Source organism: Bradyrhizobium sp. UBA2491, assembly GCF_002341725.1.
In the GTDB taxonomy this organism is placed as follows: Bacteria; Pseudomonadota; Alphaproteobacteria; order Rhizobiales; family Xanthobacteraceae; genus Bradyrhizobium.
Window position 1 is genome coordinate 62,179 of sequence record NZ_DDOP01000103.1, and the last position, 22,738, is coordinate 84,916.

The window sequence follows — 22,738 nt, forward strand, 5'->3', positions numbered from 1 at the left end:
AATCCGCCGTTGAGAAAGCCTCACTTTTGAGAAAACACCCGGCCACTGCGACGGAGGGGCGCATAGCCTTCCGCTTACAGCGCGTTGCGCAGCAGCGGATAGCGCCGCTGGATGGTGTCGAGATCGAGCACCGGCGGCCGCGCCGGAGGAGGCATCTCCAGCGGCGGCGCGTCGGCTACGATCGGCGGATCTTCCAGCACGTCTGCCGCGGTCTCCAGCGCGGCCGCGACCGCGGTCATCGCAGCCTGCGCCAATGCCGTGGCCTCCGACCGGCGCTCCGGCGTCAGCGAGAGGCGGCGCGGCGGCAGGATCGATTTGCCACGGCCGAGCCAGGACAGGTCGATCGGCGAATTGTCGAGCGAGGCTTCGCGGGTCAGCAGCTCGCGCCAGATATCGACCGCGGCCCGTGCTTCCCTGATGTTCTCGAGAAAGGCCTGCTCGCTGTGATAGCGGCGCCAGCGTCCAGTCTCGAATAGTTCGGTGAGATGCTCCAGCCTTTGCTCGGCAAGGTTGCACCAGCGCGCAACGATCTCCTGGCCCCTGGCCACGTCAGTCCGATGTGTCATTCAACTTGCCCGCAAGAGAGAAACGGACGCAGACGCAACCGAACCGAATCAACTGGACGTGACATCGATATTCTGTGGAAAAGGTAAATAAAGTCTAACTAAATTCTCAATCGCCGACGGGCGATGAAAGAAGTCCGCTTGAATACGGAGTTTCTCGCCCGAACCCTCGTCAAGTCATCGAGTTGCATGGAAGCGATGCGCGGTGCTTGCCGGCCCCGGCGTGGCGAAACGATCCACAGTAAACTCTGAAAGCCGACGCTCGCCACCCCGCCGCGCTCCCCGTCATTGGTCGGGTTCAGCGAGCCAGTCATGCTGGGGTACCCCCAAAATGAAAGACCCGTCCGGGGGGACAACCGGACGGGTCAAAGCCATATGGGCGCTTGGGGTGGATGGGCGCTCGCGCCTGATATAGCCGGGGAGGGATAAACCGCTCCCACACACATAAGTCGTGAGAGACAGGCGGACGTTCAAATCGCCGGCGATCTTTTTTAACGATTTCGCCACGCGGTTTCATCGCACCATTGCAGGCAATCGATGCCGAAAATCGCTGTGGAGCACGGTGATTTGCAAGGAAATCGTTCAATGCAGCCGGCGCTGCGGTATCGCCCCACGGGCGGCTCACGGAAGTGTTATTGCCGTCCGGTGTGAACGAGGCTGCGACGGATTGTCCGTTGCCACTGCGGTAGACGTCGTCACGGCGACGTCGACGCGGAGTTGTCCGGGCGCCGGCTACGGCGTTTCGACCGCGAGGCTGACGATCTTCTCCCGCTGCAAACGGGCGATCAGCGAAGCGACGCTGTCCTTGTCCATGGCACGGAACTGCAAGCGGAACATGCCGCCCTTCCCGTCGACGATCGAGCCCTGGTAATTGTCGAGCAGCGCAGTGATGTCGGCGATCCTGGCATCCGGTGTGAAACGTACCAGGATCCGCGTCGGCGCCGCCGCCACGCCGCCGCCGAGGTCACGGGTGATCGGCGCACTCGGTGCCGGGCTGGAGCGTGCAACGGCTGCGCTCGGCGCGCTGCGTTGTTCAGTGGCATCGAACGACGCCGTCTGGAATGCGGCCGGCTCGCTGCGCATCAGCACCGCGCCGATCACGCCCGCCTGCAGCAACACCAGGACCGCACCGAGGCTGGACGACCAGGCCAGCGTCCGCGGCGACAATCTCGAAAAGAACTCCGAGATGCGGGCCGACATCCGCGTCCCCACAGACGGCTTGCGTTCAGGCTCGGCATCGATCGCCGCAAAAAGCTTCTGCATGGCGCGTGCCGAGGGCGCACCGAGACTCTCGTTGAGGCCGATGGTCTCGGCATATTCCTCGCGGATCACGGCATATTGCCGTGCCAGTTCCGGATCGCTCGCCAGCGCGTCCTCGACACGGCGCGCGTCGCGCGCGCTCAACGTGCCGGCCGCATGCCAGGGCAGCAGCATCTCGACATCATCAGGCTCTTGACCCAGCACCTTCTTGCTCGCAGCCGTCATGGCCAACCTCGCTCGACGCCGGCTGCCTTGAGCAACTCGGCAAGTTTCTTGCGCGCATAGAACAAGCGCGTCTTCACGGTATTCTCCGGAATCCCCACGATTCCTGCGACGTCTTCGACGGATTTCTCGTGATAGTAGACAAGATCGACAATTTCCCGGTGTTCCGCCGACAGTCCCGCCAGGCACTTCCGCAGCGTGTCACCCGTGTCCTTTTTCTGCACCACCGTTTCCGGATCGTCGGACGTGTCCTCGATCGCGTTCGCGGCCTCATCGTCCAGTTCGGCGTCTTTCCGTCGCCGCAGCGAAGACAACGCCTTGAACCGGGTAATCGCCAGGAGCCAGGTTGAAACGGCGGATCGTCCCTCGAATTTCCCCGCCTGACGCCAAACGTCCAGAAAGACCTCGCTGATGAGGTCCTCTGCCACCTGTTCGTTCCGCACCAGCCGAAGCCCGAAGCGGTACACCCTGACATGGTGCCGTCCATACAGCACCTGCATGGCAAGCCGGTCGCCTTGAGCGATCCGAGCGATCAGAACCTCGTCTGAAGCCGCCTGTGTCGCGCTCAATGGCCGTCTCGCAAAGTTGGTCTGAGGGGGGTGGTGCGTGGTTCGACGCGAGAGCCAAGATTCTTCACATTACGGCAATGCCGTGGCTGCATGTGTGATCTATGACACAGTCGACGATCCAAATAAGGAAGAATCGCCGAAGGTTCGTCTAACGGTATCATAGCACTAAGAACTCTCACAAACGCCCGCCGTCGGCGGACCATATCAAGGCTTTGGCGGCAAGCCAGCACCACCACGAAGCGAGCAGCGGCAAGAGACGCGCGGCATGATCGCTCCCATCCCGTTCCGGTGCACGGATTCCCCTTACGAAACAAGGGTGATGACTGGATTACACCGGAGCAGATTCGGTTCCAAAAGATACCAAACCTAAAGGCTTTCCCACGTAGATTTTCGCCGGATTCCACCAATGGCGAGACCATGGGCAGCGCTGCGTCGTCACTTCTGAGCCCGATCGCGGGCGCATCGGAAAGCGGCCGTCCCAAGCTGACGATCGAGCGTCTGGCGCGCCGCGCCAGGCAGCGCCGCCAGATCCAATCGATGATCGCCTCCTGCTTCCTGCTCGATGCCGTCGTGCTGCTGATCTACGCACAGGCCGGCACCACGTCGGTTCTGGTCGCCGCCGGCTATGCCCTGACCGGTCTCTCGCTGGTGGCCATCTATGTGCTGCTCTCGGAGCGAGGTTTTCACGAGCGTTTCCACGATCACTATCTGGTCGCGCCGCAATCGGCCATCAACATGGTGAACCTGCTGATGTTCACCTACATCGCGCCGGAAGTCGGCGTGCTGTTCCTCTGCAACCTGTTCGTGGTGTTCGGCTTCGGCGCGCTGCGCACCTCGGCGCGACAGAGTGCTGTCGTCTGGACCGTCATGGTGTTGGGTCTGGCCGCGCTGTTCCTCGGCACCGACAAGGCGATCGGGATGCCGACAGCTACAAAGGTCGACCGCCTCGCCACCATGCTGGTGTTCGCGCTGACGATCGGGCGCTGCATGTATCTCGGCATCGTTTCGAGCTCGATGCAGCAATCGCTGTATCAGAGCGGCGTGAAGCTGAAGGAGGCCTACCGGCGCATCGAGGAGCTCGCCGAGCTCGATGAACTGACCGGTACCTCCAATCGCCGCAGCATCATGCGCACGCTCGAAGAGGAGATCGCGCGCTGCGCCCGCAACGGCAGCTCCTGCGCGGTCGCGCTGATCGACCTCGACCATTTCAAGCGGATCAACGACGTCTACGGTCATCCGATCGGCGACGAGGCGCTGCGCACCTTCGCGATCGGCATGTTCGCCAATCTGCGCAGCATCGACCGCTTCGGCCGCTATGGCGGCGAGGAATTCCTGCTGGTGCTGCCCGATCTGTCGCAGGACCAGGCGATCCGCGCGCTCGAACGGCTGCGCGCCATCATCGCCGATCTCGACTGGAGCGCATTCTCGCCAGGGATGCAGGTAACGATCTCCGCCGGCGTCACGACACTCAAGCCGCGCGAAAACTCCGACACGTTGCTCGCACGCGCCGATGGCGCGCTTTACACAGCCAAGGCGAAGGGACGCAACCGCATCGCCAGCGCCTGATCCTTTCATTTTTTCCAAGTTCGGCGCCGGAGAATCCGTCGCCATTGCTCCAGGACAGAGTCATGAGTTCGAAGCCCGCGACCGCCCCAGAAAGTCTGCTCGACGAGTTGCAGACGACCCTTGCCCACGGCACCGTCGCACGCCGTGTCGAGACGCTGCGCCGCGTGACCGACCTCTTCATCAACGGTTCGGTGAACTATTCGGACGAGCAGATCGTCCTGTTCGACGATGTCTTCCAGTGCCTGCTCGAGCACATCGAGAGCTCGGCCAAGTCGCTGCTTGCCAACCGCCTCGCCCCCGTCGACACCGCCCCGCCGCAAACCATCCGGACCCTGGCATTCGACGACCTGATCGAGGTCGCGGGCCCCGTGCTGACCCTGTCGCCGCGACTCGACGACGACACCCTGATCGAGACGGCGCGCAGCAAGAGCCAGGCCCACCTGCTCGCGATCTCCAACCGGAAGACGCTGAGCGGCGCCGTCACCGACGTATTGGTGCTGCGCGGCAATGACGAGGTGATCCAGAGCGCCGTCAACAATCCCGGCGCGGAATTCACCGAGCGCGGCTTCACCCGGCTGGTCAGCCGCGCCGAAGGCGACGACAACCTGTCGACCTGCGTCGGCCTGCGCCCGAACATCCCGCGGCATCTCTATCTCAAGCTGGTCGCCAAGGCGTCGGACGCGGTCAGGCAGCGGCTCGAGGCGGCCAATCCGCAGCAGGCCAAGGAGATCCCGATTGCGGTCAAGGAAGCGACCCGGCGGGCACGCTCGGCGCCCGCCGCCGTGACGCCCGATACCACGATCGCGCATGCGCTGGTCAAGTCGCTCTACCAGGACGGCCGGCTCGACGAATTCCAGCTCGCAGCCTTTGCCGAGGCCGGCAAGTTCGACGAGACCAATGCTTCGCTGGCTGCGCTCGCCAACGTTTCGGTCGGTGTCGCCGAGAACATGATGATCGAAACCCGTGCCGAGGGCGTGATGATCCTGGCCAAGGTCTCGGGCCTGTCATGGTCGACGGTGCGGGCGATCATCAACCTGCGCGACGACATCTCGGGCGGCGAGCCGACCGACCTGCAGGCCTGCAAGGACACCTACGAGCGGCTGCGGCCGTCCACCGCACAACAGGTGCTGCGCTTCCATCGCATGCAGCAATCCGCGCCCGCTGCCTGATTATTGATGTAGCCCGGATGAGCGAAGCGGCATCCGGGGCCGGCACCACCGGCCGATACGACTGCCCCGCATGTCGTTTCGCTGATGCGGGCTACAGGCTAATAGCGTAGCGCCCGCTTTCCCATCAGCGCACCGACGCTCGCGACGATCGCGGTCGCCAGCGTGTACCAGGTGGCGACGAACAGCGGCGAGTCATCGGTGCAGTGTGACGCGTAGATGGTCGCCGCCAGGCCCGCCGACAGCAACCCCGCGACGGCGCCCGCGACCGCCGGCCGCGACGGCGCACCCTGCCGCAGCCCGTAGATCGCGCCGACCAGCAGCGGCAGCGACATCGCGGGGATGGCGGACATGCACGCCATCGAATTCTTGCCGATCAGCCGCGTCATCATCGGCGTCCGCTGCGGCATCATCATCTCGCCGCTGATGGCGGCCACGAGGATGCCGGCCGGGATCAGCAACCACCAGCCGAAGCCGCGCAGCGAGGCCTCCGGCCGCGACAGATGCAGGCTGACGGCAATCGCCGAGGCGGCAAGCGCCAGCGTGACCGCGAATTTCAGGTCGAAGAACGGATTGTGCATCGCCGTCATCACGTCCGGCCGCACACCAAGCTCGGCGAAGAAGATCAGCAGCGAAACCGGCGCCGCCGCCAGCAGCGCCAGCATCAGCGCAAGACCGACCGGCCGCGCTCGATAGGCATTGTCGGCGGCAAGGGTTCGAATGAGTTGATCGGTATCCATGCTCACCGGTCCCGCAGTTTTGCCGTGAGGCTCGCAAGCCCGCGATGCAGCGCCACCCGCACGGCGCCTTCGCTCATCGAGAATTTCGTCGCCGTATCCTTGATCGAGGCGCTGTCGACCGCGATCGACTGCAGGACATCACGTTGCCGGGCCGGCAGCGCCTGCAACTGGGCGGTGACCTCGCCGGGCGACGCCGTCGGCTCCGGCGTCTCCCCCGGCAGCGTCTCGGCGAAGTCATCGATATTGACGAAGATGCGCCTGCCGCGGCGGCGCAGCGCATCGATCAGCTTGTTGCGCGCGATCGCGAACAGCCACGGCGCGAACGGCGCGCTCGTGTCCCAGGTCTGTCGCTTCAAATGCACTGCAAGCAAGATGTCCTGCACGATGTCCTCGGACTGATCGACCGGTTGTCCCGCGCGCGCCAGGCCACGTCGCGCCGCGGCACGGAGCACCGGCGTGATGGCCTTGAGCAGGCGATGATAGGCGGCATCATCACCCGAAATGGCCGACCGCATCAGGTCGGTCCATTCATCCTCACGTTCGCGCACGCAGGCTCCTGATTTGCAATTCGGCCGATCTTTCAATTCGTTACGCGGCAAGTCCAGAGCTCACGAATTCGTGATCGCAATGCTCCAGCAAGACCGGGCCTCAAGGAATCGCTCCGGCGGGGGTTCCAGACGTAACGGCTCATAACACCGATCGGTCCGACAAGCATCGGCGATGCTGCCATCGATGATCCGCCACGACGGAAATTGCCCAGCTTTCGCCCCCAGAGGCCCGAAGATTCCCTTTTTTTGCCCCGGTGTGGACACGCAGCGGGGTCTCATTTCGCCGTCGGGCGGGCGAAATGGGGAGATCATCAGAATGAAGATCAAAGCCAGTGGGCGCTTGGCCTTGATGGTTGCGACAGGGCTGACAGGATTGTTTGTGGCTCTCGCCGGCCCGTTGCCGGCCCAGGCGGCCGGTTCGGACACGTCGGCATCGAAATCCGACAGCGCAACGACCGACAAGTCGGCTCAGCAGACTTCGCGGCATGGCCGCCGCCATGCGCGCCACGGTTCGTCCAAGACCGCCGACAGGTCGGCCGACAAATCCGACAGCAAGGCCAGCAGCAAGGATGCCGGCAGCGTGACGTCGGCAGGCATGCCTGCCACGGTCGCCAACGCCAATGCGGAGCTGACCGCTAGCGACGGCAATGCGAGCCCCCCACCCGCCAGCACCAATTCAATGATGGCCGCTTCCGACAAGCCTGCCGACGCGCAGGCTGACGGTAATGTGGTGGCATCCGACCAGCTCAACGACGTCGACCGTGCCCTGCAACAGGGGCAGCCTGCGGAACAGCCGCAACCGGCCCAACCGATGGCCGCCCAACAGGGGGCGCCGCCGGCCCAGGCGCCGGCCGTCGCACCGGCACCGGCACCACCCAAGCCGGTGCTGGCGAGCAGCGACAGCGCGAGCTGGGACCAGACGTCGCTGATCGGCAAGATCTTCATCGGCTTCGGCGCGCTGCTCACGGTGGCCTCCGCCGCACGCATGTTCATGGCCTGACCGGTCATTCGCGGCTTGCGGCGCCGGGAGCGCCGCGCCGCGGCCCAAAGCCTCGTTTCAGCCTCTTGAAGCGCATCCCGCCAGCGGGCACATTGCCGGCCAAATCAGGCACGGGGTTTGCGTCCATGGCTACGTTCGAATTCATCATCGTCGAAAGCAAGGGACCGGTCGGCGTCATCACGCTGAACCGGCCGAAAATGCTGAATGCACTGTCGTTCGGCGTGTTCCGCGAGATCGCGGCGGCGGTCGACGATCTCGAGGCCGACGACAAGATCGGCTGCCTGCTGGTCACCGGCAGCGAGAAGGCCTTTGCCGCCGGCGCCGACATCAAGGAGATGCAGCCGAAGGGCTTCATCGACATGTTCACCAGCGATTTCGCCGCGATCGGCGGCGATCGCATTGCCCGTTGCCGCAAGCCGACCATTGCGGCGGTCGCGGGCTACGCGCTCGGCGGCGGCTGCGAGCTGGCGATGATGTGCGACATCATCATCGCCGCCGACACCGCCAAGTTCGGCCAGCCGGAGATCACGCTCGGCACCATTCCCGGCATCGGCGGCACCCAGCGCCTGACGCGTGCGATCGGCAAGTCGAAGGCGATGGACCTCTGTCTTACCGGGCGGATGATGGACGCCGCCGAGGCCGAGCGCTCGGGCCTGGTGTCGCGGATCGTTCCGGCCGACAAGCTGATGGAAGAGGCGCTCGCCGCGGCGGAGAAGATCGCCTCGATGTCGCGCCCGACGGCCGCGATGGCCAAGGAAGCCATCAACCGCGCCTTCGAGACGCCGCTGTCGGAAGGCATGAATGTCGAGCGCAACCTGTTTCACTCGACCTTCGCGCTCGAGGATCGCGCCGAGGGCATGGCGGCCTTCATCGAGAAGCGCAAGCCGGTCAACAAGAACCGCTAAGCCATCCGACTTCTCTGCAATGCCGCGGTGACGAGCGCGCGATAGGCGCGCTCGGCGACATGCGTCGGCTTGTCGAGGCCGAGCCGCGCCAGGCATTCACGGTCGGCAGCATCGGGCGGTTGCCGCATGCCCTGCCACAGCAACCCTGCGAGTTGCAGCGGTGTCCGCTGCGCCTGCTGCAAGATCTGCAAGGCGGGAATCAAGCGCTGCTCGACGTCGGTGAAATCGCTGCCGAACGGGAATGACGGCAGCAGGCCCGCATCGCGCGCCGGCTTCAGCGCAGCGCTGATGCGCTCGGGATAGTTCTCGCGATGGGCGGCCGATATCTCATGGCTGCGCGGCAGCTTGCCGGCGTCCTTGGCCTGCCGCATCAGCTCGTCCTGGAAGCGTGAATCCGCCACCTGCAACATCGCGGCGACCACGTCGGCATCGGATTTCCCTCGGACGTCGGCAACGCCATACTCGGTGACGAAGATATCGCGCAGGTGACGCGGGATGGTCTCGTGGCCATAGGACCAGCGAATGTTCGACTGTGTCTGCTTGCCGGACTGATGGCTCGCCTCCAGCGCCAAGACCGAGCGCGCGCCTTCGAGCGCGAACGCCTGCGCCACGAAATTGTACTGGCCGCCGACGCCGCTCACGACCTGGCCATTCTCGAGCCCGTCGGAGATCGCCGCTCCCAACAGCGTCGCCATCATCGCATTGTTGACGAAGCGCGCATCGACCCGCGCGCGGCGCTTGCCCGCCTCGTCGCCGAAGATCTCGTTGGTGAACGACACCGGCATCATCTGGATGCGCGCCAATTGCTCCGGCGGCATCTCGCGCAGCGCCCGATAGAACGATTGCGGCCCGAGGAAAAACGCGCCGTGCAGAATCACGCCGTCGATGTCGCGCTTGAGGATGCCGGCATCGATCAACCCCAGGAACGCCTCGAACAGCATCTCGCTGACACCATAGAGACCCTTCTCGAACGGCCCGGTCTCGGCCGCCACGAGCTGCTCGGTACCGGGCGTAAGGCGCTGCATGATGCCGTGGAATTGGGCGTTGTCGCGATGCCGCACCACGAGCCCTTGCGCCAGCGCATCGCCGACCTGCCCGATCCCGATCTGCAGCGTGCCGCCGTCACGGACCAGGCCGGCGGCGTGCAATCCGATCGCATATTTGGTGTCGCTGACCGGCTCGGACGGCGGCGCAAACAGCGGGAAATCAGTCTCGGGACTTTCGAGCACAGCGTCGAACTCATCCGCCGCCAGGTCGCCGGGTCCAGGCATGAACGGCAGCTCGGAATTGACCTGGGCGATCAGCTTGAACGACGCCCTCCCCTGCGCGCGGGCACGCAGCACATCGAGCGTCGTGTCGGTGTTGCAGCTCAGGCTGTAGCGCGGCACGCCGTCGACCGCGCGCTTGGCAACGAGCTGGGGCACGACATTCAGCCCGCGCGACAACAGGTATGACGCCGCGTGGGTATAATTGGCCGAAATGTAATGCTGTTGGGCGAATGGCTGATACAACCACTGCCCCGCGAGAAAGAAGAACTCGATCACCTTGATGTTGGGCGGCAGCGCCCCCCGATGCAGCGCATCCGCATAAGCGAGATCGGGGTAACCGCCGAACAGGCGGTCGATGACCGGGCCGATGAAACGCCGTTCGAGCAGGCTTTTCGGCTTCGGCTTTTCCAGCGTCAACGCAGAGAACAGCGTCAGGTTGATGGAGCGGTCGGCGACCGCGCGCGCATACAGCGCATTGACGATGTGATTGGCCTTGCCGAGGCCGAGCGGCAGCCCGACCACCAGTTCGGTTCCAACGTCGCGAACGATCTGTTCCGCAATCGCCTCGGGGTCAGAGAAGAATTTGGGCATCGACAATGGACCCGAAGCAGGCGGTGGACAACTGGCGGCACCGATCGGCGGCCGGCGGTTCGAGCTTATACTTCATCAGACTGACATGTTCGCCTGTGACGAACCGGCAACAGACAAGGCGTGAAATGATGTGCAGATGTCGTGCGGCGGTTTGCCTGTGGCGGCGTCGCCCCGTAAACAGGTAGACGTGTCGATGGCGTCGGCGAGAGCGGACTGCCGGGGTTTTGGTTGCGGGATCACATGGTTGGGCGTGCTGCCGATATCGGCGATGTAGCGAGGCGCGTGCTTTTGTCGGGCATCGGTCCTGCTGCGTTCGCGTGTGCCGTGCTGGCAAGCGCCGCTGCCCGCGCCGAGAGCCTGCCCGAAGCCCTCGTGAAGGCGTATCAGACCAATCCACAGCTCAATGCCGAGCGGGCTCGACAGCGTGCGACCGACGAGAATGTGCCGCAGGCACTGGCCGGCTACCGGCCGCAGATCATCGCCGGTCTCTCGGTCGGCCTTCAGGCCGTGCGCGACCAGCTGCCCGGCAATGTGATCCAGACCGCGACGCTGAAGCCGTGGCAGATCGGCGTCACCGTGACCCAGACCCTGTTCAACGGCTTCAAGACCGCCAACAGCGTCCGCGTCGCCGAGTTGCAGGTGCAGTCCGGCCGCGAGGCGCTGCGCAATGTCGGCCAGGGCGTGCTGCTCGACGCCGTCACCGCCTATACCAACGTGCTCGCGAACCAGACGCTGGTCGAGGCGCAGCGCGCCAACGTCGCCTCCCTGAAGGAGACCCAGGCGATCACGCAACGCCGGCTCAATGCCGGCGACGTCACGCCGACCGATACCGCCCAGGCCGAGGCCCGGCTCAACCGCGGCCTCGCCGATCTCAACGCCGCCGAGGTCAATTTCGCGATCAGCCAGGCGACCTACGCGCAGGTGATCGGCAACTCGCCCTCCCAGTTGCGGCCGGCCGAGACCATCGACCGGCTGCTGCCGCGCAGCCGCGAGGATGCGATCGCGCTGTCGTTGCGCGAGCATCCTGCGGTGACCGCGGCTGGCTACGACGTCGACGTGGCCTCGACCTCGATCCGCGTCGCCGAAAGCAGCCTGATGCCGAATGTCAGCGTGCAAGGCAGCGTGAGTCGCAGCCGTGACACCGATTCCACGCTTGGCACCTTCGGCACCGATCAGGCCTCGGTGATCGGCCAGGTCACGCAGCCGATCTATGACGGCGGCACCGCGGCCTCGCAGACCCGGCAGGCCAAGGAAGTGGCGACGCAGAGCCGGCTGGTGCTGGATCAGGTCCGCAACCAGGCCAAGACCGCCGTGGTCAGCGCGTGGGTTGCCAATGAGGGCGCCAAGATCGCGGTCTCGGCCTCCGAGTCCGAAGTGAAGGCCGCCGAGGTCGCGCTCGCCGGCGTGCAGAAGGAAGCCGCCGGGGGCCAGCGCACCACGGTCGACGTGCTCAACGCCCAGCAGGACCTGATCACGGCCCGGGCCCGGCTGATCGGCGCACAGCGCGACCGCGTGATCGCCTCCTACACGCTGCTCAGCGCGACCGGACGGCTCGACGTCAAGACGCTCAACCTCAAGACGCCGGACTACCTGCCCGAGGTGCACTACCACCAGGTCCGCGACGCCTGGCACGGCCTGCGCACGCCGTCGGGACAATAGGCCCAGCGGAACCACTCGCGCGCCGAAGCGGCCCTTTCCGCAACCCCTCTCCGCCGATAACCTTCCGCCCCGCCGGCGCCCGACAATGCCGGCGCGCGGAGTGCGCGTATAACAGCCGAGCACGCAGGGAGACGTCCAATGCTGACGCGACGCGGTATGATGCTAGCTTCCATCGCAGCAGGAGCGACCATGACCAGCAGCAGCGCATTCTCCAGGGCATCGCAACCGTCGACGCCGGTGAATTTCGACGTGCCTGCCGGTGCGTGCGACTGCCACACCCACATCCACGGCGACCCCGCCAAATTCCCGTTCTTCGCCGGCCGCGTCTACACGCCGGAACCGGCCTCGCCGGAGGAGATGAGCGCGCTGCACAAGGCGCTGCATATCGAGCGCGTGGTGATCGTGACGCCGAGCGTCTACGGCCCCGACAATTCGTCGACGCTGTTCGGCATGGCCGCGCGCGGACCGACGGCGCGCGGCGTTGCCGTGATCGACGACAAGACCAGCGAGAGCGATCTCGACGCGATGCACAAGGCCGGCTTCCGCGGCATCCGCCTCAACCTTGCGACCGGCGGCGTCAACGATCCCAATGTCGGACGGCAGCGCTTCTCGGCCGCGGTCGAGCGCATGAAGGCGCGCGGCTGGCATGTGCAGCTGTTCACCAACCTTGCCATGATCACCGCAATCAAGGACCTCGTCGCCACCGCTCCGGTGCCGGTCGTATTCGACCATTTCGGCGGCGCCGAGGCCGCACTCGGCACAGGCCAACCCGGGTTCGCCGACCTGCTCGGCCTCGTCAAATCCGGCAAGGCCCATGTCAAGATTTCCGGCGCCTACCGCGCCTCCAGGCTTGCGCCCGACTATGCGGACGCCGCGCCGCTAGCCCAGGCACTGATCGCCGCCAATGCCGAGCGCATCGTCTGGGGTACCGACTGGCCACACCCGGATTCGGTGACGCCGGCGGGCAAGAAGGTCACCGACGTGACGCCGCTGTACCAGATCGACGACGGCCGCCTCCTCAACCAGCTTCCGGTGTGGGCGCCGGACGCTGCAATCCGCAAGATCATCCTGGTCGACAATCCGGCACGGCTCTACGGCTTCACCTGACGTTATCTTTCGGCCGGCGCGAGAAATAGGAGATCAGCACCGGCAGCGTGATCAGGATCACGATCGGTGCCAGCATCATGCCGGTGACGACGACAATCGCCAGCGGCTTCTGCACCTGCGAGCCGATTCCCTCCGACACCGCGGCCGGCAGCAGGCCGATGCCGGCGACCACGCAGGTCATCAGCACCGGGCGAAGCTGCAGCTCGCCGGTGCGGATCACCGCGCGCATCCGGTCGTAGCCCTCGTCGATCAGCTGGTTGAACTGCGACAGGATGATGATGCCGTCCATCACGGCGATGCCGAACAACGCGATGAAGCCGATCGCGGCCGAGACGCTGAATGGGATGCCCGAGATCAACAGCCCGAGCACGCCACCGAAGATCGCCATCGGGATCACGCTCATCGCGAGCATGGTGTCGACCATCGAGCCGAAATTGAAGAACAGCAGCGCCGCGATCAGCACGAGGCTGATCGGCACCACGATCGACAGCCGCTTGATGGCGTCCTGAAGATTGCCGAACTCGCCGACCCATTCGAGCCGCGATCCCGGCGGCAATTGCACCTGCTCGTTGACCTTCTGCTGCGCCTCCAGGATCGCGCTGCCGAGGTCGCGGTCGCGCACCGAGAACTTGATCGGCAGGTAACGCTCCTGCTGTTCCCGGTAGATGTAGGCCGCGCCCGAGATCAGGTTGATCGAGGCCACTTCGCTGAGCGGGATCTGCGTGATGCCACCATTGGCGTTGGTGACCCCGATCCGCAGGTTCTGGATCGCCTCCGCGCTTTTGCGGAATTCCGGCGCGAGCCGGACGATGATCGGGAAGTGCCGGTCGCTGCCGGATTCATAGAGGTCGCCGGCGGCATCGCCGCCGACCGCGACCTTGATGGTGGCGTTGATGTCGCCGGGCGACAGGCCGTAGCGCGCGGCGCGGGCACGGTCGACGTCGATCTGGATGGTCGGCTGGCCGAGCGAGGTGAACACCGCGAGATCGGTGACGCCCTGCACGGTCGACAGCACGGACTTGATCTTGTTGGCGGTGTCGCTCAGCGCCTGCAGGTCGCTGCCGTAGAGCTTGATCGAGTTCTCGCCCTTCACGCCGGACACGGCTTCCGAGACGTTGTCCTGCAGATATTGCGAGAAGTTGAATTCGACGCCCGGGAACTTATCCTGCAATTGCGCCAGCAATTGCGCGGTGAGCTCGTCCTTGTCGTGCGTATTCGGCCATTCGCTCGCCGGCTTCAGCGGTGCAAAGAACTCGGCATTGAAGAATCCGGCGGCGTCGGTGCCGTCATCGGGCCGGCCATGCTGCGAAACCACCGAGACGACCTCGGGCCGGCTGCGGATCAGGCGCCGCATCTCGTTGACATAGGCATTGCCTTCTTGCAGCGAGATGGTCGGCGGCAGCGTGGCGCGGATCCACAGGTTGCCCTCTTCCAGCTTGGGCAGGAATTCGAGACCGAGGAACCGCGCGAACACGATGGTCATGACCACGAGCCCGGCGGCGCCGGTCATCACGACCTTGCGGTTGGCGATCGCCCAATTCAGGACCGGCAGATAGATCTGGTCGAGCTTCTTGACGATCCAGGTCTCGGTTTCGTGAATATGAGCGGGCAGGATGATCGCGCTCAGCGCCGGCGTGATCGTGAACGTCGCCAGCAGCCCGCCCGCCAATGCATACGCATACGTCCTCGCCATCGGGCCGAAGATGTTGCCCTCGACGCCGCCCAGCGTGAACAGCGGCAGGAACGCGGCGACGATGATCGTGGCGGCGAAGAAGATCGAGCGCGAGACGTCTGCCGCGGCCGACAGGATCGCGTGGCTCTTCATCCCCATCACGGTGTCGTCGGAGATGTGCGCCTGCTCCGCGTCGGACAGCGCGGTGGTCTGCGACAACCGGCGGAAGATCGCCTCTACCATGATGACCGTGGCATCGACGATCAGTCCGAAATCGATCGCGCCGACCGACAGCAAATTGGCGGATTCACCGCGCAACACCAGGATGCCCACTGCGAAGAACAGCGCGAACGGAATCGTTGCGCCGACGATCAGCGCACTGCGCAGGTCGCCGAGGAATATCCACTGCAACAGCACGATCAAGAGGATTCCGACCACCATGTTGTGCAACACGGTGTGGGTGGTGAGGTCGATCAGGTCCTTGCGGTCGTAGATGCGTTCGATCTTCACGCCCGGCGGCAGGATCGAGGAGTTGTTGATCTGGTTGACGAGCTGCTCGACGCGGGCGATCGTCGGCGAGCTCTGCTCGCCGCGGCGCATCAGCACGATGCCCTGCACGATGTCGTCATCATTGTCGATGCCGGCGATGCCGAGCCGTGGTTTCTCGCCGACCGTGACGGTGGCGATATCCCTGACCAGCACCGGATTGCCACCGGACTGCGAAACCATGGTGTTGGCGAGGTCGTCGATCGAACGGATCAGGCCAACGCCGCGCACGACGGCCGACTGCGAGCCGATATTGACGGTGTTGCCGCCGACATTGATGTTGGCGTTGGAGACCGCCTGCAGCACCTGCGGCAAGGTCAGTCCGTTGGCCACCAGCTTGTTGAAGTCGACCTGGATCTCATAGGTCTTGGTCTTGCCGCCCCAGCCGGTGACGTCGATCACGCCGGGCACCGCGCGGAAGCGGCGCTGCAGCACCCAGTCCTGCAACGTCTTGAGGTCGAGCACGCTGTAGTTCGGCGGCCCCTTCAAGCGATAGCGGAAGATCTCGCCGATCGGACTGACCGGCGAGATACCGGGCTGCACGTTGCCGGGCAGTGGCGCGAGCTGCGACAGGCGGTTGAGCACCTGTTGCAGCGCCTCGTCATAGGTGTAGTCGAACGAGAACTGCAGTTTGACGTCGGAAAGGCCGTACAGCGAGATGGTCCGGATCGTGCGCAGGTTCTTGATGCCGGCGACCTGGGTCTCGATCGGAATCGTGATGTAGCGCTCGATCTCCTCAGCCGAGAGACCCGGGCTCTGTGTCACGATATCGACCATCGGCGGGGTCGGATCGGGATAGGCCTCGATGTTGAGCTGCCTGAACGCGAGCAGGCCGCCGATCATGACGACGACGAACATGGCCACCATCAAGTAGCGGCGATTGACGGCAAGGGCGACGAGGCGATCCATTCAGATCGGCACTTTCAACTGCAAGAGACTTGGTGATTGAGCATGATCTGGTCGGAAATCCGGTTCCCGCTGTTCCGGATCATGCTCTCAGGTGCCGGACGCGGCGCGGTCGATGAAGAGACTGCCCTTCGTCACGATCTGCTCGCCCGGCTTGAGATTGCCGGCGACCTCGACGAGATCGCCATTGACGAGCCCGGGCTTGATCTGGCGCAGCTCGATCGTCTTGTCGTCGGGCCGCGCGACCCAGACTCGCACCTGGTCGGCCTCGTAGATCAGCGCCTGCTTCGGCACGCCGACCGCCGGATGGTCGCCCTTCGAATACAGCGTCACATTGGCGAACATCTCGGGCTTCAGCCGCTTGTCGACGTTGTCGATGGTGGCGCGGACCAGCAGCCGGCGCGAGGTCGCGTCGATCGCGGCGGCGACATAGTTGACCCGGGCATTCATCACCTTGCCCGGCAGCGCCATCACGCTGAAGCTGAGGTCCTGCCCAACCGCGACATTGTCGGAATCGGATTCACGGACGAAGGCGATCAGCCAGACCGTCGAGAGATCGCCGATCACGTAGACCGGATCGCTGGCGCCGGTCGAGACATACTGGCCGGGGCCGGCCTTGCGCTGGACCACGGTGCCGCCGATCGGTGCGAACACCGTCGTTTCCGGATTGAGGCGGCCCTTCTGCTGCAGCGTGGTGATGTCGTCATCGCCGAAGCCGAGGATGTGCAGCTTGTTCTGCGCCGCTTCCAGCAGCGTCTGCGCCGAGCGTGCATCGTTCTGCGCCTGCACCAGCGCCGCCTGCGCCTGCTGGTAATCCTTCAGCGGGATCGCCTTGCCATCGGACAGGTCCTTGGCGCGCCTTTCCTGGATCTGCGCCAGATCGAGCGCCGACTGCGCCTTGTTGAGGCCGGTCGTCGCGGCGACGTAGTCGTTCTGCGCCTGCACGGTGTCGGCCGCTTCGATCACGAACAGCGGCTGCCCCTTCACCACGGCGTCGCCCGGCCGCACCAGCAGCCGGGTGACGCGTCCGGTATAGGGCGAATAGACCGGGGTCGAGCGGTCCTCGTCGATCCCGATCTTGCCCTCGGTGATGAGTTCGGAGCGGAAGGTGTGCTCGGTGACGGTCTGGAAGGTCAGGCTGGCCCACTCGGCCGGCGATGGGGCATAGCGCGTCCCGCCCTTGCGGGACTGGCTGGAGACTTCCGACGGCCGCTGCTTGTCCGCGCCGAGACGCGTGTAGCCATAGGCGCCCGCGCAGGCGGCCACCAGCACCGCAGCGGCCACGACCAGGCGTGGGCGGCTAAGCGTCTGCATTTTTTTGCGAAACTCTTTCAACATGCGGTCCGCAGGGTCGATCGTTGCAGTTTCCGGCGGGGTAGCCCCAGCGGCGCGCTAATAGTGCCGAATTGGCGTTCTAAACAACCACTAAATCGCACTTCGATGACGCCTGTGGTTAAAGTTCGGGTAGCGTGAACAGCGGCTGAATGTCTCATCCGGGAAACCCCGGGACAGGAAACTCCGGAGGATGGCTGCCGAGCGGCATGGCCGGACGGAACCATTGCGCCGGGGTCCTCGACAGCACGGCGGCGTGCCGAACCGAACTCAGCATGCCAAAGCCGGACGGAAGCTGTTCGATGAAAGGCTGCACCGCGTCCGCTTTCAGGTCCTCGGTCGTAAGGCCGCCCTGGAGGCGGCCGAGATTCCACAGCCAGCGCCCGGTCTGCGCCAGCGACACCCGGACGTGCCAGCTGCCGCCCTCGCGGGCCTGGCGCGCCTTGGCCATCATGGCGCCGAATGCCATCAAATACCCGGTGGCGTGGTCGAGCATCTGGGCCGGCAGTTCCTTCGGCCCTTCGATACCGGCCGCCTGCCCTTCGGCATGATTGAAACCGGTCGTGGTCTGCACCAGCGAATCGAAGCCGCGGCGGTCCGCCCATGGCCCGGCATGCCCATAGGCCGAGAGCGTCACATAGACGATCCCGGGGTTGATGCTCGCCGCCTCTTCCGGCGAGAAGCCGAGCCGCGCGATCGCCTGCGGTCGATAGCCCTGGGACAGGATGTCGGCCTGCGCCACGAGGCCGCGCATCACGCCCCGCCCCTCTTCGCTGCGCAGCTCGAGGAACGTGGTCAGCTTGCCGCGGCCGGTGTCGATGGTGAGCCAGGGAATCGCCGGTAGATCGGGGCCCGAGATCAGCAGCACATCGGCGCCATGCGCCGCGAGCGTACGGCCGGCGACCGGACCTGCGATCACGCGCGACAGATCGAGCACGCGGATGCCGGCCAGCGGCCGGTCGCCCGCGGGCCACGGCTTCGGCGCGGCCTCGCCGATCTTCTCGATCGAGATCAGCGGCAGTTTTGCCAGCTCCTGGGCCTGCGGTGTCGCCGACCACTCGTCATGCGAGCGCATCAGGGCAACGACGCCGCCTGCGGCATAGGCCGCGGTCTCGAACGCCTCGCCATCCCATTGCAGCAGCGCGGCCTGGACCGCATCGCGCTCGGCGTCACAGCCCAGCACCTTGCAGACGGCGTCGCGGTGATGCGGGAAGTTGGTGTGGAGGCGAACGAAGCGGCCGTCGCGGACACGATAGACGCCGGCGATCTTGTCCCAGGCCGGTGGCGGCGGCTTGTCGTCGACACGCAAATAGCGCTCGCTGCGGCATTCGACCACGGCATGGCGCATGTCGACCGCGACGTCCTGCGCCTCGCCGCTGCGGGCTTTCCAGATCTCGGCTGCCGCAAGGCCAGCGGCGGCGATCGGCGCCTGGGCCGCCGCCGCGACACGAAACGAGGACGGCAGCTGCGGCTCGCTGCCAGTCAGCCTGACCGCGTCGAGCACGGACAGCGCACCGCCGGCGCCAGTCCAGATATCAGCCAGAATTTCATGGACGTCTTGCATGCGCATTCCTCGTTGCGATTATCCTATGCCCGAGCATGATGACAAACAGGCGGCGCCCGTTTTCGCCGTCATATCTTGTTTGGGCATGATCTCCTCGGAAAACCGCTGCACGTCTTTCCGGATCATGCCTTCTCCGGACCCTAGCAGGAGTTGCCATGGCTGCCATCGATCCCTTCACCGCCGGCGGCGTGTTCCTCGCGACCGCGGCGACCGACGCCGTCTATGTCATGTTCACCTCGGCGGTCGTCGCGCGCAAGCGCGTGCCGGCGGCGACCTGGAGCAGCGTCTGGTATGTGCTCTCCTCCTACGCGGTGATCAGCTACACCGAGAACTGGCTCTACGTCGCCTTTGCCGCCGCCGGCTCGTGGGTCGGCGCCTATGCGTCGATCACCTTCCTGCACCGCCCGCCCGGCGGGCCGCCGGTGGGGGCCGCGGTGGAATAGTGTGCAACTGCGGAAGATTTCATCTGCTGCTCCCACAGCGGCTTCATTTCGCGGCCTGCGCTGCGAACCGACGCAAGCGCCGTCGCCAGATCACCCACAAAGCGAATCTGACCAACCAGTTCGGCGCGTTGACATGGCGCAGAGCTTCGATCATGCCCTGATCATCGCGGTGCCGAAAGCTCGCGTCCGAAAGGTCGTCCACATTGGAATCGTACCATTCGATCGACCACGCGATTTCCTCCCGCAAGGCCTCGCTTTCGGGCAACCTGGCGAGGAATTTCAACTCCCGGCGCTGGCAAATTGCCTCGATGCGCGACCGATCCCGCTCGACATAGGCGATGCCCCATCCTTCGAGCCGCGCATGGGTCGCCTCGTGAATAATCGTGGAGGCGATTCTTTCGAGGGTCGTCGCGGGATCGACGACATGCCGCTCGTCGATGACGCACGCGTTCAATGACGAATCGTAAAGCGCAACGGACGCCGGGATCAGATCTACCCAAACGCGATCGAGACTGCGCACGACACGGGCATAGTTGAGCGGGTCGCTATCCTTGATCAGCTGCAAGGCCTGCTCGACACGACGCAATCCCGGATAGGGCTTGTTCTCGCGGCTGCCCACCCAGAGTCCATCGGTGGTGCTGCCTGTCGACAACCAGAGATTCAGCCGCTTGATACGGGCCGGCTTTCGATCCGGCGTTCTGACGACGACCAGGCCGCGCGATTTCCGCGGCGATTCCGAAAACTGCAAGCATCACCCGTACTGAAAGCCCGCTCGACGGACGATCAGTATCCGGCCTCGCTTTCGGGTTGCTTAGGGGTTTAGCTCAAATCGTATGAATTGCGGCAACTGCCGCAGGCTGGACGGTCCATCCTGCGGCGGAAGCATCACGGCGTTACCTCACTTCAGCGCGGCCTGGCCGGCGAGCGAGATCACGTTGTCCTGCGAGCCGGAGCCGCCGCTGACGCCGATGGCGCCGACGATCTTGCCGTCGACCATCAGCAGATTGCCGCCACGCGAGGCGATCACGTCATCGAGCGTCATGAGATAGTTGAAATAGGCGCCCTTGCCGATCAGGTTTTCGAACGTCAGCGTCGGCCGGCGATAGCGGGTCGCGGTGCGCGCCTTGTGCTGCGAGACACCGATCGAGGCGTATTGGCAATTGTCCTGCTTCTCGAAATAGACGAGCTCGCCGGCCGGATTGACGATCGCGATGCAGAATGCATTCCAGTTCCGCTTCTGGGTCTCGGCGACCGCCGCGGCGGCGACCTTCTTGGCGGTTTCGAGGTTGATCGGCTCGCCATAGGGCGGCGGCGTCAGCGCATCGGGGACGACGTCGTTGGGATTGTCGGGATTGGAGGGCACCTGGGCAAAGGCGCCGGTGGCGGTGACGAACGCGACGCATGCCGCGCCGATGAGCGCAGTGAGATAACGCATGTAGTCCTCCCCAGTCGTTGTTGCAGACCCCGGATCGATCGCCCGGGCGGCGGGACGATAGCAATTGGCGCACGGCGTACAAGGCGGCAGCGGTCGATGTGCGGCGCGGTATGGGCTCGGCTGCGATGAAAATAGCGTGAGGATTGGAGAATCGTAGGGCGGATTAGCCGAAGGCATAATCCGCCATTCCCTCGGGGATCATTGTCGTTCGCCGAAGTCGCCGCTCAGCGCGACGTCACCACCCCAGTCGCCTGGGAACAATCCTGCGCGCACGTCGCGATGAAGCGAAGAATGTGGCCAATCGCATACCCGTGCGACATGCCGATGCTTCAACGGATTAATGTAGCAGTACTCAATATGACGCGCGTAATCGGCCTCGTCGCGTATCAGGTGTTCCCAGAACCGACGTTGCCAGATTCCGCGTTCGTTGCGAGAGATACGAACGTCGCTGAGCTGTTCGTGCTTTGGAAGCACTCTTGCGAAACGGTTCTTGACCAGCCGCCAGCGTGTGGAGAAATCGGCATCGCCTAGTGGCAAGGTCCAGATCGCGTGCAAATGATCGGGCAGGACAACGAATGCGTCGATTGTAAAGGAATAGTCCCGACGCGTCGCCTCAACGGCGCTGCGCAATTCCGCAATGTAATCAACGAGCAGGGTTTGCCGTCGGTCCAGCAGGTTTACCGTGAAGAACCAACAGCCACCGGGGATGAATGCGCGACGATAATTCGGCATGAGCTTCACATTGGTTGAACTGAGCGGCGGATTACGCCTTCGGCTAATCCGCCCTACGATTCGTGTATCCCTCAATGAAAGTCCCGCGACGGCGGCAGGATGCGGACGTTGCGGGGATGACGGATCTTCTGCGGCGAGTTGTCGCCGTGATCGCGGCGGTCGTCGTTGAGCGGCTCGATCAGCGCGGGACCCGCGGGCACCGGGTGCTTGCTGACAGGAGATTCATTGGCGAGGCCGATCAGATCGTGGGAGCGGTCGGTCATGCGCTGCGCCACCAGATGCGTGACACCCTCCGGGCTGCTCTGGATATAGCCCTCGACCAGGATCAGGCGCGCCCCCATCACCTCCTTGCGGTACTGCTCCATCACCTTCGGCCACACCACGATGTTGGCGATGCCGGTCTCGTCCTCCAGCGTCATGAACACCACGCCCTTGGCGCTGCCCGGCCGCTGCCGCACCAGCACGACGCCGGCGCAACGGACGCGGCGGCGATCGTTACTGCGGTTGATGGTGTGGCAGGCGACGACGCGTTCTTTGGTGAACATCTCGCGCAGGAATTCCATCGGGTGGCCCTTCAGCGACAGGCGGATGGTCTGGTAGTCGGCGACCACCTGCTCGGGGCGCGGCATCTCCGGCAATGGTTTTGTGCCTTCATCCGGCTGCTCGCGCGCGGTGGCGGCCTCGAACAGCGGCAGTGGCACGTCGTCAGGCAGCCGCCGCACCGCCCACAGCGCCTCGCGGCGGTCGAGCCCGAGCGAGCGGAACGCATCGGCGTCGGCGAGCAGGATCAGCGCGCGCTTGGGGAGAGCGGTGTCGCGGGCGAACGCCTCCAGCGAGGTGAAGGGCCGGCGGTTGCGCGCCGCGACGATGCGGTCGGCCCAGTCGAGCTCATTTCTGTCCAAGGCCGTGCGGGAGGTGGGCGGGTTCCCTCCCCCCTTGCGGGG

The 22,738-nt window shown here is 64.9% G+C and carries 20 protein-coding genes; 7 read left to right on the forward strand and 13 right to left on the reverse strand.

Annotated features, from left to right (window positions below):
- Positions 1–74: 74 nt before the first annotated feature.
- The 3 genes from B2W55_RS33640 to B2W55_RS33650 form a co-directional block, all read right to left on the reverse strand.
- The gene (locus tag B2W55_RS33640) at positions 75–566 is read right to left on the reverse strand and encodes a TIGR03809 family protein (RefSeq protein ID WP_024579491.1); all 492 of its coding nucleotides are present in this window, start codon (positions 564–566) and stop codon (positions 75–77) included.
- 729 nt (positions 567–1,295) lie between these two features.
- Positions 1,296–2,048, reverse strand: coding sequence for a hypothetical protein (locus tag B2W55_RS33645; RefSeq protein WP_024579490.1), 753 nt, complete (start codon positions 2,046–2,048; stop codon positions 1,296–1,298).
- Positions 2,045–2,614 carry a sigma-70 family RNA polymerase sigma factor gene (locus B2W55_RS33650; RefSeq protein ID WP_024579489.1) on the reverse strand — a complete coding sequence of 190 codons (570 nt, stop codon included), beginning with the start codon at positions 2,612–2,614 and terminating at the stop codon, positions 2,045–2,047. Before B2W55_RS33650 ends, B2W55_RS33645 begins: the two co-directional genes overlap by 4 nt.
- 417 nt (positions 2,615–3,031) lie before the next feature.
- Here B2W55_RS33650 and B2W55_RS33655 point away from each other — a divergent pair, with 417 nt between their 5' ends.
- A complete protein-coding gene (locus B2W55_RS33655; protein WP_024579488.1) occupies positions 3,032–4,180 on the forward strand; it encodes a GGDEF domain-containing protein in 1,149 nt (382 codons plus the stop codon).
- 62 nt (positions 4,181–4,242) lie between these two features.
- A complete protein-coding gene (locus B2W55_RS33660; RefSeq protein ID WP_024579487.1) occupies positions 4,243–5,349 on the forward strand; it encodes a DUF2336 domain-containing protein in 1,107 nt (368 codons plus the stop codon).
- A 98-nt stretch (positions 5,350–5,447) separates the two neighbouring features.
- Here B2W55_RS33660 and B2W55_RS33665 read toward each other — a convergent pair whose 3' ends face one another.
- Positions 5,448–6,086 carry an NrsF family protein gene (locus tag B2W55_RS33665; RefSeq protein ID WP_024579486.1) on the reverse strand — a complete coding sequence of 213 codons (639 nt, stop codon included), beginning with the start codon at positions 6,084–6,086 and terminating at the stop codon, positions 5,448–5,450.
- 2 nt (positions 6,087–6,088) lie between these two features.
- Positions 6,089–6,634 carry a sigma-70 family RNA polymerase sigma factor gene (locus tag B2W55_RS33670; RefSeq protein WP_024579485.1) on the reverse strand — a complete coding sequence of 182 codons (546 nt, stop codon included), beginning with the start codon at positions 6,632–6,634 and terminating at the stop codon, positions 6,089–6,091.
- 172 nt (positions 6,635–6,806) lie between these two features.
- On the opposite strand from B2W55_RS33670, the gene B2W55_RS33675 reads away from it, so the two are divergent.
- Entirely contained in the window at positions 6,807–7,634 is an 828-nt protein-coding gene (locus B2W55_RS33675) for a hypothetical protein (RefSeq protein ID WP_244442133.1), read from the forward strand.
- Between the two features lie 125 nt (positions 7,635–7,759).
- The gene (locus B2W55_RS33680; protein ID WP_024579483.1) at positions 7,760–8,539 is read left to right on the forward strand and encodes an enoyl-CoA hydratase; all 780 of its coding nucleotides are present in this window, start codon (positions 7,760–7,762) and stop codon (positions 8,537–8,539) included.
- On the opposite strand, the gene B2W55_RS33685 is transcribed toward B2W55_RS33680, so the two are convergent.
- A complete protein-coding gene (locus B2W55_RS33685; RefSeq protein ID WP_024579482.1) occupies positions 8,536–10,398 on the reverse strand; it encodes an acetyl-CoA hydrolase/transferase C-terminal domain-containing protein in 1,863 nt (620 codons plus the stop codon). The genes B2W55_RS33680 and B2W55_RS33685 overlap by 4 nt on opposite strands.
- 240 nt (positions 10,399–10,638) lie before the next feature.
- Here B2W55_RS33685 and B2W55_RS33690 point away from each other — a divergent pair, with 240 nt between their 5' ends.
- Together B2W55_RS33690 and B2W55_RS33695 are read left to right on the forward strand one after the other, a co-directional pair.
- Entirely contained in the window at positions 10,639–12,057 is a 1,419-nt protein-coding gene (locus B2W55_RS33690) for a TolC family outer membrane protein (RefSeq protein WP_024579481.1), read from the forward strand.
- 138 nt (positions 12,058–12,195) lie between these two features.
- Positions 12,196–13,164 (forward strand): amidohydrolase family protein, encoded by a 969-nt coding sequence (locus B2W55_RS33695; RefSeq protein WP_024579480.1) that lies wholly within the window; start codon positions 12,196–12,198, stop codon positions 13,162–13,164.
- Here the strand turns inward: B2W55_RS33695 and B2W55_RS33700 are convergent.
- The 3 genes from B2W55_RS33700 to B2W55_RS33710 form a co-directional block, all read right to left on the reverse strand.
- A complete protein-coding gene (locus B2W55_RS33700; protein WP_024579479.1) occupies positions 13,157–16,291 on the reverse strand; it encodes an efflux RND transporter permease subunit in 3,135 nt (1,044 codons plus the stop codon). The two genes, B2W55_RS33695 and B2W55_RS33700, sit on opposite strands and share 8 nt — an antisense overlap.
- Before the next feature lie 87 nt (positions 16,292–16,378).
- Positions 16,379–17,626 carry an efflux RND transporter periplasmic adaptor subunit gene (locus B2W55_RS33705; RefSeq protein ID WP_024579478.1) on the reverse strand — a complete coding sequence of 416 codons (1,248 nt, stop codon included), beginning with the start codon at positions 17,624–17,626 and terminating at the stop codon, positions 16,379–16,381.
- A 151-nt stretch (positions 17,627–17,777) separates the two neighbouring features.
- The gene (locus B2W55_RS33710; protein WP_024579477.1) at positions 17,778–19,184 is read right to left on the reverse strand and encodes a CoA transferase; all 1,407 of its coding nucleotides are present in this window, start codon (positions 19,182–19,184) and stop codon (positions 17,778–17,780) included.
- A gap of 155 nt (positions 19,185–19,339) precedes the next feature.
- Here B2W55_RS33710 and B2W55_RS33715 point away from each other — a divergent pair, with 155 nt between their 5' ends.
- Positions 19,340–19,627 (forward strand): hypothetical protein, encoded by a 288-nt coding sequence (locus tag B2W55_RS33715; RefSeq protein WP_024579476.1) that lies wholly within the window; start codon positions 19,340–19,342, stop codon positions 19,625–19,627.
- Between the two features lie 43 nt (positions 19,628–19,670).
- Here the strand turns inward: B2W55_RS33715 and B2W55_RS33720 are convergent, their stop codons facing one another.
- The 4 genes from B2W55_RS33720 to B2W55_RS33735 all read right to left on the reverse strand — a co-directional run.
- A complete protein-coding gene (locus B2W55_RS33720; protein ID WP_024579475.1) occupies positions 19,671–20,375 on the reverse strand; it encodes a hypothetical protein in 705 nt (234 codons plus the stop codon).
- A gap of 150 nt (positions 20,376–20,525) precedes the next feature.
- Positions 20,526–21,062 carry a GlcG/HbpS family heme-binding protein gene (locus tag B2W55_RS33725; RefSeq protein WP_024579474.1) on the reverse strand — a complete coding sequence of 179 codons (537 nt, stop codon included), beginning with the start codon at positions 21,060–21,062 and terminating at the stop codon, positions 20,526–20,528.
- Between the two features lie 198 nt (positions 21,063–21,260).
- Entirely contained in the window at positions 21,261–21,794 is a 534-nt protein-coding gene (locus B2W55_RS33730; RefSeq protein ID WP_080891054.1) for an REP-associated tyrosine transposase, read from the reverse strand.
- A 71-nt stretch (positions 21,795–21,865) separates the two neighbouring features.
- Positions 21,866–22,738 (reverse strand): OB-fold nucleic acid binding domain-containing protein (locus tag B2W55_RS33735; RefSeq protein WP_291532741.1); only part of this gene is annotated, 873 nt, incomplete at its 5' end.